Raw genomic sequence first — 12,174 nt, 5'->3', positions numbered from 1 at the left:
CGTCCTCAATCCCAGGAGAGTCCGCCGCGACGCCACACGTAGGCGTAGGCGACGAACACGGTCAGCATGAACAGCAGCATCTCGACCACGGCGAACAGTCCGAGCGAGTCGAACGACACGGCCCACGGGTAGAGGAAGACGATCTCGATGTCGAAGACGATGAACAGCATCGCCGTCAGGTAGTACTTCACCGGGAACCGCTGACCCGTCGCCAAGCCGTTGACCGACCCGCGTTCGATCGGCTCGATGCCGCACTCGTAGGCCTCGAGCTTGGCGCGGTTGTACCGCCTCGGTCCGATCAGCAGCGCGATGCCCACCGAGCCGACCGCGAAGAGCGTCGCGATCGCGCCGATGACCAGGATGGGTATGTATGCGTTCATACCGCCGCCGCTCCCTCGTTGGGCTGTCGATGTGAGCTACGACACAGCTTAGTCACGTTAACGGATGCCACGACGGGTTTTGGATAGGATCGAAATCAGCTGATCGACGGCTGAGTCACTCGCCGGTCCGCCGCGATGAGCGGCGCGAAGATCACACGGCCACAGGCCATTTCGTGCTGGTCAGTTGACCAGCGTGCGCAGCAGAGCCGCGACTGCCTCCCCGAGTGCGATCGGGTCGATGGGGTGCGAGACGGCGGCCTCCGCGCGGGACCAGGAAGCCAGCCAGGCGTCGTCGGGGCGGCCGGTCAGCACCAGGATCGGCGGGCAGTCGGCGACCTCGTCCTTGAGCTGCTTGGCCAGCCCCATACCGCCTGCCGGTGCCGCTTCGCCGTCCAGAATCGCCAGGTCGATGCCACCTCCGTCGATGGTCGAGACCACCACGGGCGCGGTCGCGACGTCGAGGTAGGTCAACTCCGGGAGATCGGGATGCACCCGCGTGCCGAGCGCGGACCGGATCTGGTCGCGGACGTGTGCGTTGTCGCTGTACACGAGGATCCGGACGTGGCCCGAGGAACTGGCGGCCGACTCTTGCGCTGAGGGCACGTCGCCGATGCTACGACAGCAGCGGTGCCATGTCCGCGGGGTCGAAGTACTCGTCGATCCGAGTGATCAGGCCGTCGGTGCCCACCTTGATCACGATGCACACCCGCAGGGCGATCGACGCGCCCGTCGTCGCGTCGGCGTGCAACACGTGCTGCTGGACGAAACCGCCGTCGAACGTCTGGCGGTCGAGGATCTCGTAGCGCCGCGACACGGTGGCGTCGATGAACCACCGGATCACCTTCAGTGCGCGGACCCGGTCGTTGTCGGCCCGGTCGCCGCTGTGCCATACCGTGACGTCGTCGGCCCACATCGACTCGACGTCGGCGTAGGCGCCGCGTTCGATGGCGTCGAACAGGCGACGGGCGACTGCCTCGGTCATCGGTCCTCCTCTGCTCTTGACCTTGAGTTTGGTTGAGGTATGACACTGGCGCCATGACTACACCAGCAATGCAACGCTTCGACGACGCCTACAAGACCCATACCGCCCCCTGGGTGATCGGCGAGCCGCAACCTGCGATCGTCGCCTCGGAGCAGACCGGCCGGATCCGCGGCAAGGTGCTCGACCCGGGATGCGGACTCGGCGAGCACACCATCCTGCTCACCGCGCTCGACTACGACGTCCTCGGCATCGACTTCGCCCCCAGCGCGGTGGCGCAGGCCCGGGCCAACGCGGAGGCGAAGGGAGTCCCGGCGCGCTTCGAGGTGGCCGACGCGACCGACCTGGGCGACGAACCCGCCTACGACGCGGTGGTGGACAGCGCGCTGTTCCACCTCTTCGGCGACGACGACCGCGAGCGATACGTTCGGAGCCTGCACGCGGTCGTGCGCAGCGGCGGACTGGTTCACGTGCTGGCGCTGTCGGACGCGGGTCGCGGTTTCGGCCCGCAGGTCAGCGAGGCGACGATTCGCGAGGCGTTCGGGACCGGCTGGGAGATCGAGGCCCTCGACGTCACGACCTACCGCGGCGTCGTGACCGAGGCACATGCCGAGGCGCTCGGACTCGCGGTCGGCACCACGGTCGATGAGCCGGCGTGGCTGGCGCGAGTCCGCCGGATCTGAACGAGTCACTCCTCCTCGTACCCGGGGTGCGCGACGGCGAGGCGCCGGGTGACCAGTGTGCGCAGCAGGGGCAGGACGTCGGCTGCCCGGTCGTCGAGTTCACCCGAGCGGATCGCCGACGCGAGCGCGCGTTCGTCGCCGAAGCCGAGGAAGTCCGGATCGGGTGCGGTGTCGAGCAGTTCGCGCTCGACGATCCGCAGTGCGTTGGCGGCGACACGGGTATGGAAGTCGACCGCCCCCGTGGGTCGACCATCGGGTCCGGTCGACTGCCCACGCACCTCGGTGTCGAGGAACTCGGCCACCGCCGCGACGAGTTCGGCGGCCGTGGGCCTGCCGTGGAGGGTCATGCGTGCTCCTCGAGAAGGGTGAGCAGGTCGAACTCGGTCTCGCACACCCGGCGCCCGATCGCCGCCAACTCGACCGACCGGGTCTGGCCCGAGAGGTGCCGCTCGGCTTGGTACCGGCAGATGACGCCCCACCGCAGGGTCGCCAGCACCAGCCACCAGTGCACGGCAGCGCGATCCAAATAGACGCCCGACGCCGCCTCGTAGGCGCGCAGGAAGTCCTCGACGCTGCCCAGCCCCCCGGCGCCGAGTGACCGGGGTGCCCCGAAGCGCCACGCTCTGATGCAGAACCACGCGATGTCCTCGTAGATCTCGCCGGCGTGGGTGAGTTCCCAGTCCAGTACCGCCGCCAGCCGGGCAGGCGAGGCCTCGGTGTCGATGATGAGATTGCCCATCCGGAAGTCGCCGTGGACGAGCACCGTCGGTGACACCGGGGGCCGGTTTGCGGCCAGCCAGCGGAATGCCCACTCGAATGTGGCGGTAGTGTCGCCCATCTCGTCGAGCTGGCCGTGCCACTCCTCGAGTTGGTCGGTGGCCGGGAGGCCGATGCCGTCGGCGTCGGCGCAGTGGATCGTCGCGAGCGCACCCGCACACTGGGTGAGCAGCTCGGCCCGGGAGGCGTCGTCGAGCGCACGCTGGATGCGCCGCACGATGGTCTCGCCGCCGACGAAGTCGCACACCAGGAACGGACTGCCCAGCGACGTCGTGGCGTCCTCGGCGACCAGGACGTGGGGGACCGGCGCACCGGCGGCCGCCGCCCGGGTCAGTGCCGCCGCCTCGAGCGTCATGCCGGCGTGCACCTCGTCGGGTGGGCCGATGCGCAGGATCAGCGGCCGCTCGCCCTGGCCACCGGTCACTGCATTGAACGCCCACGTCGCCCGGCTCGCGCCACCGGTCAGGACGCGCAGGTCTTCCACCCGGACGTCGCCGAGCGAGGGTGCCAGCACCGCGGCCAGTGCGGGCCCGAGGTCCTCGGAGTTCACGGCGCCTTCGGCTCTTCGCGCCGCGAGCCGAACTTGAACATCCGCTGCGCGACCCGGCGGATCTGGATCTCCTCGGCGCCCTCGGTGATCCGGTAGCGCCGGTGATGGCGGTAGATGTGCTCGAACGGTTCGTGGCGGCTGTAGCCGATTCCGCCGTGCACCTGCATCGCGCGGTCGGCGGCCTCGCAGACCAGCCGGTTGGCGCGGTAGTTGGCCATCGACACCTTGTCGCTGACCTCCATGTGGTGATTGCGGTCGAGGTGCCACGCGGCGTAGTACACCAGCAGCCGCACCATCTGCGCCTCGGTCTGCAGTTCGACGAGCGGCCACTGCACGGCCTGGTTCACCGACAGCGGCTTGCCGAACACCACTCGCTCACTGGCGTATTCCGCGGCGCGGTCGATGCAGAACTGCGCTGCACCGAGGCTGCTCGCGGCCTGCCGAATCCTGTTCTCGTGCAGAAAGGTTTGCCCGACCTCGAGTCCGCGGTCCACTTCTCCGAGTACGGCGTCGGCGGGCACCCGCACGTCCTCGAGTTCCACCTCGCCGTGGTCGGTGGGCATGTTGAACGTCCACCAGTAGAACGGCACGGTGAATCCAGGGGTGTCGGTCGGGACCAGGAACGCGGTGATGCCGCGCGCCTGGCCTGCCTCGCCGGAGGTGCGGGCGAAGACCAGGTCGTGGGTGGCGCGGTGGACGCCGGTGTTCCACCGCTTGGTCCCGTTGATCACCCACCCGTCCCCGTCGGCGACGGCCGTGGTCTCCAGCCAGGTGGCGTCGGATCCGTGGCCGGGTTCGGAGAGACCGAAGGCCATCGACCGCGTGCCGGTCAGCAGGGCCTCGATCCAGTCGCGCTTCTGCTCCTCGGTACCGAACCGGTCCATCATGATGACCTGGGGGAAGTTGCCGACGATCGACGACTCGTCCTGCAGGTCGTTGTGCAGACCGAGTCCTTTGTGAGCCAGATGTTCCCGGATGACGGCCATGTCGAGGTTGGTGCCGTCACGCCCGCCGAACCGCGACGGCAGCCCGTACCGCAGCCAGCCCGCGGCGTCGGCGCGCCTGCGCATCTCGTCGAGCAGGTCCTCCCACTCCCGGCGGGGGATGCCGTCGTTCTCCCAGTCGGTGCGCGCGTATTCGCGGCGCCTGTCGAAGTACTGCATGTGCTCGGCCTCGAGCGGCTTGATCTCCGCGTCGATGAAGGCGTCCATCTCGGCCAGCAGGCCGGGAAGGTGTTCGGGCAGTGCGAAATCCACGTTGATTCCTTTCGGCGACCGAGTCGCTAATAGCCGTACAGCGTCTTCTTCCAGATCGTCGAGAGCGTGGTGATGGCATCGGCGTCGCTGATGTTCAAGCCCAGACCCGACGGGCGCAGCGAGACCACGGTGAAGTTCTCGAACAGCAGCGCGATCGCCGCACCCGTGTGCTCGGGATCGACGTCGGAGGCATGGCCCTGCTCATGGGCGCGGCGTACCGACGCCGCGACCATGTCGATGCCGAAGCGCCGGAACTCGTTCTGCACGTGGGCGAAGCGCGGCTTGGTGTCCGCGAGTTGGTTGACCGCGACCATGATGCCGAAGTTCTGCTTGAACATGTTCCAGTACCCCGTGACCACCGCGGTGAAGAACGCGGTGTCGTCCGGTGACTCGGGTAGGTGCACCGTCAGCCCCGACGGCATCACGACGTCGTGCAGGAACGATTCCGCCAGCGCGTACAGCAGGTCTTCCTTGTCGGTGTAGTACCGGTAGAACGCAGCCGACGACTTGCCTGCCGCAGACGTGATGTCCGCCAGGGTGGTGCCGTGAAAGCCGCGCTCGGCGAACAGCTTCCGCGCCGCGCGTTCGATCGACTCACGGGTCTGCCTGCCCTTGGCGGTGAGGACGTCCTGTTTCACGGCGTGCTCAACTCAGGATGCGGTCACCGGCGCGCAGCAGCGCGCTCGGCAGATCGTGGCCGACCACCCGGCGGGCGACGTCGGCAGCGCGGATGGCAGCAGGGAGATCCACGTCGACGCCGATGTCGCTGTCACGCAGCATGTACACCAGATCCTCGGTGGCGATATTGCCGCTCGCGCCGGGTGCGAACGGGCAGCCGCCGAGCCCACCGACGGATGCGTCGAGCCGAGTGACGCCCGCGCACACCGCGGCGTACGCACTTGCCAGGCCGGCACCGCGGGTGTTGTGGAAGTGCGCGCCGAGCGGGAGGTCGCCCACCACGGGTGCGAGTGCCTCGACCAGCGTGGTGACGCGCCGCGGCGTGGTGGTGCCGATGGTGTCCGCGATGGCCAGCCGGTCGACGCCGATCTCCATTGCCGCCGTTGCGATGTCGAGCACGCGGCGGGGGTCGGTGGGCCCGTCGAACGGGCAGTCCCACGCCGTCGCGATGATCACCTCGATGGTGGCGTCGTGTTCGTGCGCGATCCTCGCGATGTCGGCGATCAGGTGGGTCGAGTCGGCGGTCGAGCGGCCGACGTTGGCCTGACTGTGGCCGTCGGCTGCGGAGACCACATACTCGATGGAACCGATGCCGGCCGCGACGGCGCGCCCGGCGCCGCCCGCCCCGGCGACCAGTGCGGAGAACTCCACGTCGTACTGCTGACGCAGCCGGGGCAGTTCGGCCGCCAGCGCGGCAGCATCGGCCAGTGCCGGCACCTTCGACGGTGAGACGAACGCGGTGGCCTCGACCTCGCGCACCCCGGTGGCGAGCACGGCGTCGAGCAGTTCGAGCTTGGCCGACAACGGAATCGGTGCCTCGATCTGCAGGCCGTCGCGCAGGCAGACTTCGCGGATGGTGACGTGACCCGGCGGGCAGGAGCGAAGCGACTCGGGGGGTGTATCCGGCGGGTTCATACGACTCCCTCCGCTCGCAGCTCGTCGAGGTCCTCGGCCGACCGGCCCAGCAGGTCGCGGTACACCTCGTCGTTGTGCTGCCCCGGCGTGGCGGAGCCGGCGTTGCGGATGGTGCCCGGCGTATCGGAGAGCACCGGCACGACGCCGGGGCCCTTGACGTTGCGACCGATCCGTTCGTCGAAGTGGTCGGCGATCATGCCGCGCGCCTGCAGCTGAGGGTCCGCCACCACCTCGGCGACGGTGTTGATGGGGCCGCTGATCACGCCGGCGGCCGACAGCGTCGCGATGATGTCGGCGGGCTGGCGTTCGGCGGCCCACACGCCGATGATCGCGTCGATCTCGTCCTGGTTGCGGCCCCGGCTGACGTGATCGGCGAACCGCTCGTCGGTGGCCAGTTCGGGGCGGTCCATCGCGCTGCACAGTCGGCGGAACACCGTGTCCTGGTTGGCGGCGATCACCACCCAGCTCCCGTCGGCGCTCTGGTAGATGTTCGACGGCGCGATGCCTTCGAGCCGGGTGCCCGACGGCCCGCGAACGACGCCGCCCACGTCGTAGTCGGGGATCGTCGATTCCTGTACCGCCAGGCAGGCCTCGGTGAGGGCGGCGTCCACCACCTGACCCTCGCCGGTCACGCTGCGCCGGTACAGCGCAGCCAGTGCGCCTTGGGCGGCGAACATGCCCGCCAGGCTGTCGCCGAGGGACAGGGCCAGACGTGGCGGCGGGCCGCCGGGGAAGCCGTTCATGTGTCGCAGGCCGCTGGCGGCCTCGGCGACGGAAGCGTAGCCGGCCTTGTGCGAGTCGGGTCCGGTCTGGCCGTAGCCCGATACCCGTACCAGGATGATGCCGCGATTGCGTTGTCGCAGAACGTCATAGCTCAGACCCCACTTCTCCAGCGTGCCGGGCCGGAAGTTCTCGACGATGACGTCGGACTGCTCGACCAGGTCCAGGAACAGGTCCCGGCCCTTGGCTTCGCGGAGGTTGAGGGTGACGGCCTTCTTGTTGCGGGCGTGCACGGTCCAGAAGAAGTGGTGTCCGTCGAGTTCGGCTTGGCCCCAGGTGCGGAGCGGGTCGGGCGCACCGGGCGGCTCGATCTTGACGACCTCGGCGCCCATGTCACCGAGCAATCTTCCGGCGAACGGCCCCGAGATCAGCGTGCCGACCTCGATGACCCGGATGCCGTCGAGCGGGCCGGATACATTTCCCGGGTCGCTGCGCTCCTGCCCGCCGGTTGGGGTGGCCGTCACTCCGAGAACCCGTGCCGCCGAAGCCAATCCGTGCACATCCCGACGGCCTGTCGCAGGGTGTCGCGCTGGTCCGGACCCGCGTAGTAGTGGTTGGCGCCCGGGATCTCGTGCATCTCCTTGTCGGGATGCCCGATGGCCTCGAACAACCGGCGGGTGTGGCTCGGCGTGCAGGCGTCGTCGGCGAGGTTGCCGATGACCAGTGCGGGTACCGCGATGTCGGGTCCGGCCTTCACGGCGTCACCGTTGGCGTCGTCATAGCTCCATTGTGAGAGCCAGCTGCGCAATGTGCAGAACCGCGCGAGGCCGACGGGTGAGTTGTTCACCACCCGAGGATCGCCCAGATAGCAGGTGCCCGGGGTGCGTTCGTTGGGATCCACGGTCGGATCGAGCCAGCGCGGGTCGGCCATGGTGCCGTGCACGACGAACGCGAACTCGTCATCCGGGCGGCCCGCGGCCCGCAGGGCGGCCAGCTTGTCCTTGACCCAGGCGGTGATCCGGCGGTTGCGGGCGATCTGCGCCGCGCGGTAGCGCTCGAGGAACTCGGCCGTGTACGGCGGCTGGTTCGGGTTCGCCGGGTCGTAGAGGTCCAGCTCGGGGTCGCGGCGTGACGGGTCGGACTCGTCGAGGATCGACGCGTCGAGCCATTCGGTCATGGTGCCGTGCCTGCTGACGTGGGCTGCCAGCAGCATGATGCCGTCTGCCGGGATCAGGCCGAGCTTCGTCAGATCGGGGCCGTCGCCGGATGGGCTCGCGGTGACGGTCGGGTGTTGCGCCTGCTGCTGGTAGAACGCCGACAGCGAGCCGCCGCCGCTCCAGCCGGCCAGCACGACCTTGGCGTAGCCCAGCCGGTTCTTGGCGTCCTTGATGCACTCGCCGAGGTCCTCGACGACCTTCTCCATCAGCAGCGCCGAGTCGGTGCCGCGGAACCGACTGTTGCAGTAGATGACGTGGTGACCGGCGCGGGCCAGGGCGTTGATCATCGGTAGATACGCACCCCCACCGATCGGGTGCATGAACACCAGCACGGTATCGCTCGGAGTGTCCGGCTTGAGCAGATAGCTCTCCAGCACGACGAGTTCGGCAACCCCGCCGTAGACGTCGCGCACACCCGAGGTGTTCTGGTAGGCAACGAGATACGGGATGCGATCGTAGGCGTGCTTCGTCGGGGCGCTCACTAATGCTGCCCGAGGTCGTTGGCGAGGATCTCCTGCGACGGGATGAGTCGGCGCCGGGTGTCCACGGCGATCACCGACCAGTCGACGCGGTCGTAGTCGCCGAATTTACGGCGCGCACGTTCCCGCGCCTTCTCCGGCGCTCCGTGGTGAACCCCCTGCGGCGCATGGGAGATCAGACCCGGCGGCATCGGGATGCCGTAGAGCGAGCCGCTGTGGAAGAACGCGATCTCGTCGAAGTCGACGTTGCGGTGGTACCACGGCGTGCGCTCGGTGCCGGGCCTGCTCTCGGCGGGCTTGGGCAGGAAGTTCATGACGTAGACGCCGGTCGCCTCCATGAACAGGTGCACCGTCGGCGGCAGGTGGACGCTGTCGGAGGTGACGACGTTGTAGTCGGCGATGTTGAACGTGAACGCGAAGTTGTCGCCGCGCCAACCCTCCACGTCGAGCGGATGGTGTTGGTAGAACAGCGACGTCGGGCCACCGTCATGGATGAGCCGGACCTCGTACTCGCCGTCGACCAAGGGTCCGTCGCCGTCGTCGATGGGCTGCGGGTCTGGAATCCCGGTCTGGGACGGATCGAAGGGGAAGTGCCTGCCGAGTGTTCCCGGCGGCGGCACCCGGAACTCATCGGTGGCCTGCACCATGAGCCACGTGGACGCACTCGTGCCTTCCCCCGAGTCGCTGCGCTCCTGCCCCCCGGGTGAGTCAGGCACCTGGCGCCACGTGCACGCCTTCGGGATGTAGACCCAGTCGCCGGCGCGGTAGCGCAGCGGACCGAACTCGGTCTCCAGCAGTCCGGAGCCCTCGTGCACGAACGACAGCAGGTCGCCGTCGACGTAGCGGACGAAGAACGGCATCGGCTCGCTGCGTCGCGAGAGCAGCACCTGGCAGTCGGCGTTGGAGAACATCAGCATCGGGCCGCCGTGCGCGTCGGTGGCATCGCTGGGCTTCAGTTCGCTCGACAGCACGTCGACCGGGCGCAGGGGGCCGACCGACCGGTACGCCGTTGGGTCGTTGCGGCGGTACATGTTCGCGGTGCGACCGACGAAGCCACTGCGGCCGAGTTCGTCGTCTTTCAGCCCGTCGAGATCCGCGTGCAGCCGCTTGGGCGTGGTGCCCTTGCGGAGGTGGACGAACGATTCCATGGCGACTCCTTCGGCGCAGTGAACTAAAAGTGACATTAGTTTTACTTCTGCCGCGGGTCAACACCCGTCAATTGTCGAGATCGACCCGAATCGTCAAGAGATTGGTGCCGAATGTGCGCACGCCGAAACTGTTGAACGAGGGGAGCGACTGGAGCCGACGCCGGGGGTCGTCGTCGGGCACGAGGTGCGCCACCCCGGAATGCCAACGTCCCCGCAGGCGCACCCGCACCCGGGGATTCGCCTGGATGTTCTTGACGTACTGCGACTGGTCGCCGAACTCGGAGACGAACCAGAACTCGTTCCCGACCCGGCTCCCGCCAAGCGGAGTTCGCCGCGGCTGACCGGACTTGCGCCCCGTCGTCTCCAGCAGCGTCTGCAGGGGATTCCGACGCATCACCGGGTTGGCGACGTTCTTCTGGAAGAAGGCGGTGAAGCGGTCACGCAGGTGGTCGGCCATGCATCGCAGCCTTCCTCACACCATCGCCGTGCGTGGGATCTTCATGCCGAGCGTCAAGGCGCCTGCCAATTCGCGGCTGGTGTCGTAGTCGAACACCACGTGGCCGGACAGGACGTCGACGTCGCGCTTGAAGCGCTGCAGTGGGTTGTCGAGGAAGTGCACGCTGGCGCCCGACGCCTCGAACAGCATGGCGATGACCGCCCGAGATTCGTGCACGACGTGCGCGGCCGCCATCCGCGCATCGCCACGCACCTGACGCTCCACGACCTCGCCCGCGGTCACCGTCGCCTCGATCTGGTCGACGGTGGACCGAAGCAGCCCGTGCAGTGCGCGCAGTCGCACCCTGGCCTCCGCAAGCCGAGCCTGAGCGATGGGCTTGTCTTTTTGCCTCACGCCCTCGTAGGCCAGTACGCGTTGCCCCACCCGGTCGGCGTACATCTGCGCGACGCGCTCGGCACTGCCCAGTGCGGGCATGGCGGCGAGGAGGGCGAGCGCGGGCACCAGCGGCCACCGATAGGTCGGGCTGTCGTGCAGCTGGGCACCGGGAGCCGTGCCGCCGTAGACGTCGGCGACCCGCACCATCCGATGGTCGGGCACGAAGACGTCGGTGACGACGGCGTCGTTGGACCCGGTCGCGCACATGCCGTCGGTGTGCCAGACGTCCTCGATCGTCACGTCGCCGATGGGGAGCAGTGCCAGAGCGGGGTAGAGGGCCGCGGGGTCGTCGGGGCCGCAGATGCAGGCCACGATCATCCAGTTGCCGCCCATCGCGCCGGTGGCCCACGACCATCTGCCGGTCAGCCGGATGCCGCCGTCGGTGGGCAGGCCGCGGCCGGTGGGCGCCAGCGGGGCCGGCGCCAGAAAGGGCCGCGCGCGGAACGCCTCCTCCTGGGCCTGCTCGCCGAACAACGCGAGCATCCAGTTGTGCAGGGCGTAGAAGCCGATGGTCCACGCACTCGACGTGCAGCCGTGGGCCATGCGCCGCACGGGGTCGAGCACCTCTGGGAACGCCGCCTGGTCGCCACCAAAGCGCTTGGGCACCAGCAGTTCGGTGAAGCCGGTCGTCGCGAGGTCGTCGAGTGTCTCGTCTGGCAGACGCCGCATCTGCTCGGCGCCGCGCGCGCGATCGGCGAGCCGTGCGACGAAGTCGTCGGTGATGGAGGTTGCCATCGCCGAAACCTAACATACTTTTTAGTATGGAAGCTGCCTGCGTGGTGTCAGTGGGCGAGCATCAGGTCGAGGAAGCGTTCCGCCTGGGCGGCGTCGCGGGGCGCGCTTCCGGACAGATGGAGCAGGCCGATGCCCGCGGCGAACGTCGCGTTGGCGCGCACGTCCGCTTCCTCGTCGTCGAACCCGAAGTCGACGAACGCCGCGCGCACCGCCCGCAGCACCCTGCGATCGGCCGCCCGCACGCCCACGGCGACCGACTCGTCGGTGCGGGCCCACTCGCGCATGGCCCGCTCGAGCGTCCAGTGCGCCGGGCTGACGAGCGAGGCCATCATCCGCGTTAGACGTTCGCGGGGAGGCAACACGCCGAGCTCCTCGAAATCGCGTCTATCCCCGTCGCGAAGTTCGCCCCAGGACGTGACGAGCGCCGATCGGTAGGCGGGCATCCCGGTGAAGTGCCAATAGAAACTGCCCTTGGTGACCCCGAGGCGGGCGCACAGCGAGTCGACCTTCAAAGCCTTGATGCCCTGCTCAGCGAGGATGGCGAAGCCGGCCTGCAGCCAGTCTTCGATGCCGAGGCGCGCCGCCGGGCCGTCGTCCGAGCGAGCCCGCGAAGTTGCCATGGCGGCACTCTACGGGCGGCCTAGAAGCCGTTTCTGACGACGCCGTCACCGGCCCTGGACTTTCTAGAGGCGACGGCTACATGTTTTACTGCCTTCACCACAACTGAATGCTTACGGTCTACTCGACTGTGCCCGTGGCGTGGTT

Annotated in this window: 15 protein-coding genes; 1 reads left to right on the top strand and 14 read right to left on the bottom strand. The window is 68.5% G+C overall.

Translation table 11 applies throughout. The features are described 5' to 3' along the window. Positions 1-5: 5 nt before the first annotated feature. The 3 genes from G6N61_RS10915 to G6N61_RS10905 form a co-directional block, all read right to left on the bottom strand. A complete protein-coding gene (locus G6N61_RS10915; protein WP_163918543.1) occupies positions 6-380 on the bottom strand; it encodes an NADH-quinone oxidoreductase subunit A in 375 nt (124 codons plus the stop codon). 180 nt (positions 381-560) lie between these two features. Continuing rightward, positions 561-983, bottom strand: a complete 423-nt coding sequence (locus tag G6N61_RS10910) for an Rv3143 family two-component system response regulator (protein WP_163918542.1) — start codon at positions 981-983, stop codon at positions 561-563. A 10-nt stretch (positions 984-993) separates the two neighbouring features. Then, entirely contained in the window at positions 994-1,362 is a 369-nt protein-coding gene (locus G6N61_RS10905) for a nuclear transport factor 2 family protein (RefSeq protein WP_163918541.1), read from the bottom strand. Positions 1,363-1,415: 53 nt separating this feature from the next. Between G6N61_RS10905 and G6N61_RS10900 the strand changes: the two genes are divergently transcribed. Further along, the gene (locus tag G6N61_RS10900; RefSeq protein WP_163918540.1) at positions 1,416-2,042 is read left to right on the top strand and encodes a class I SAM-dependent methyltransferase; all 627 of its coding nucleotides are present in this window, start codon (positions 1,416-1,418) and stop codon (positions 2,040-2,042) included. 5 nt (positions 2,043-2,047) lie between these two features. On the opposite strand, the gene G6N61_RS10895 is transcribed toward G6N61_RS10900, so the two are convergent. From G6N61_RS10895 to G6N61_RS10845, 11 genes are all read right to left on the bottom strand, one after another. After that, positions 2,048-2,389, bottom strand: coding sequence for a DUF6285 domain-containing protein (locus G6N61_RS10895; RefSeq protein WP_163918539.1), 342 nt, complete (start codon positions 2,387-2,389; stop codon positions 2,048-2,050). Next, on the bottom strand, positions 2,386-3,369 hold the full coding sequence (locus tag G6N61_RS10890; protein ID WP_163918538.1) for a phosphotransferase family protein: 984 nt from the start codon (positions 3,367-3,369) through the stop codon (positions 2,386-2,388). Before G6N61_RS10890 ends, G6N61_RS10895 begins: the two co-directional genes overlap by 4 nt. Then, a complete protein-coding gene (locus G6N61_RS10885; RefSeq protein WP_163918537.1) occupies positions 3,366-4,625 on the bottom strand; it encodes an acyl-CoA dehydrogenase family protein in 1,260 nt (419 codons plus the stop codon). The genes G6N61_RS10890 and G6N61_RS10885 overlap by 4 nt, the downstream gene beginning before the upstream one ends. A 26-nt stretch (positions 4,626-4,651) precedes the next feature. Next, the gene (locus tag G6N61_RS10880; protein ID WP_163918536.1) at positions 4,652-5,263 is read right to left on the bottom strand and encodes a TetR/AcrR family transcriptional regulator; all 612 of its coding nucleotides are present in this window, start codon (positions 5,261-5,263) and stop codon (positions 4,652-4,654) included. A 7-nt stretch (positions 5,264-5,270) separates the two neighbouring features. Next, positions 5,271-6,218 carry a hydroxymethylglutaryl-CoA lyase gene (locus G6N61_RS10875; RefSeq protein ID WP_163918535.1) on the bottom strand — a complete coding sequence of 316 codons (948 nt, stop codon included), beginning with the start codon at positions 6,216-6,218 and terminating at the stop codon, positions 5,271-5,273. After that, the gene (locus tag G6N61_RS10870; protein WP_163918534.1) at positions 6,215-7,462 is read right to left on the bottom strand and encodes a CaiB/BaiF CoA transferase family protein; all 1,248 of its coding nucleotides are present in this window, start codon (positions 7,460-7,462) and stop codon (positions 6,215-6,217) included. The genes G6N61_RS10875 and G6N61_RS10870 overlap by 4 nt, the downstream gene beginning before the upstream one ends. Then, the gene (locus G6N61_RS10865; protein WP_163918533.1) at positions 7,459-8,637 is read right to left on the bottom strand and encodes an alpha/beta hydrolase family protein; all 1,179 of its coding nucleotides are present in this window, start codon (positions 8,635-8,637) and stop codon (positions 7,459-7,461) included. Before G6N61_RS10865 ends, G6N61_RS10870 begins: the two co-directional genes overlap by 4 nt. Next, positions 8,637-9,782 carry a homogentisate 1,2-dioxygenase gene (locus tag G6N61_RS10860; RefSeq protein ID WP_163918532.1) on the bottom strand — a complete coding sequence of 382 codons (1,146 nt, stop codon included), beginning with the start codon at positions 9,780-9,782 and terminating at the stop codon, positions 8,637-8,639. The genes G6N61_RS10865 and G6N61_RS10860 overlap by 1 nt, the downstream gene beginning before the upstream one ends. A gap of 67 nt (positions 9,783-9,849) precedes the next feature. Further along, positions 9,850-10,239 carry a nitroreductase/quinone reductase family protein gene (locus tag G6N61_RS10855; protein ID WP_163918531.1) on the bottom strand — a complete coding sequence of 130 codons (390 nt, stop codon included), beginning with the start codon at positions 10,237-10,239 and terminating at the stop codon, positions 9,850-9,852. A gap of 15 nt (positions 10,240-10,254) precedes the next feature. Further along, complete coding sequence (locus G6N61_RS10850) at positions 10,255-11,409, bottom strand: acyl-CoA dehydrogenase family protein (protein WP_163918530.1); 1,155 nt, start codon at positions 11,407-11,409, stop codon at positions 10,255-10,257. Between the two features lie 47 nt (positions 11,410-11,456). Continuing rightward, positions 11,457-12,029 (bottom strand): TetR/AcrR family transcriptional regulator, encoded by a 573-nt coding sequence (locus G6N61_RS10845; RefSeq protein ID WP_163918529.1) that lies wholly within the window; start codon positions 12,027-12,029, stop codon positions 11,457-11,459. Positions 12,030-12,174 lie beyond the last annotated feature (145 nt).

The sequence above is a fragment of the Mycolicibacterium arabiense genome (assembly GCF_010731815.2).
GTDB classification, from domain to species: Bacteria; Actinomycetota; Actinomycetes; order Mycobacteriales; family Mycobacteriaceae; genus Mycobacterium; species Mycobacterium arabiense.
This window is presented reverse-complemented; position numbering and strand designations above follow the sequence as displayed.

What these genes read in the sequence shown, in the direction of transcription:
- G6N61_RS10895 (WP_163918539.1), bottom strand. Translation starts at nt 2,389, where the DNA reads ATGACCCTCCACGGCAGGCCCACGGCCGCCGAACTCGTCGCGGCGGTG.
- G6N61_RS10905 (WP_163918541.1), bottom strand. Translation starts at nt 1,362, where the DNA reads ATGACCGAGGCAGTCGCCCGTCGCCTGTTCGACGCCATCGAACGCGGC.
- G6N61_RS10875 (WP_163918535.1), bottom strand. Translation starts at nt 6,218, where the DNA reads ATGAACCCGCCGGATACACCCCCCGAGTCGCTTCGCTCCTGCCCGCCG.
- G6N61_RS10850 (WP_163918530.1), bottom strand. Translation starts at nt 11,409, where the DNA reads ATGGCAACCTCCATCACCGACGACTTCGTCGCACGGCTCGCCGATCGC.
- G6N61_RS10855 (WP_163918531.1), bottom strand. Translation starts at nt 10,239, where the DNA reads ATGGCCGACCACCTGCGTGACCGCTTCACCGCCTTCTTCCAGAAGAAC.
- G6N61_RS10915 (WP_163918543.1), bottom strand. Translation starts at nt 380, where the DNA reads ATGAACGCATACATACCCATCCTGGTCATCGGCGCGATCGCGACGCTC.
- G6N61_RS10860 (WP_163918532.1), bottom strand. Translation starts at nt 9,782, where the DNA reads ATGGAATCGTTCGTCCACCTCCGCAAGGGCACCACGCCCAAGCGGCTG.
- G6N61_RS10845 (WP_163918529.1), bottom strand. Translation starts at nt 12,029, where the DNA reads ATGGCAACTTCGCGGGCTCGCTCGGACGACGGCCCGGCGGCGCGCCTC.
- G6N61_RS10900 (WP_163918540.1), top strand. Translation starts at nt 1,416, where the DNA reads ATGACTACACCAGCAATGCAACGCTTCGACGACGCCTACAAGACCCAT.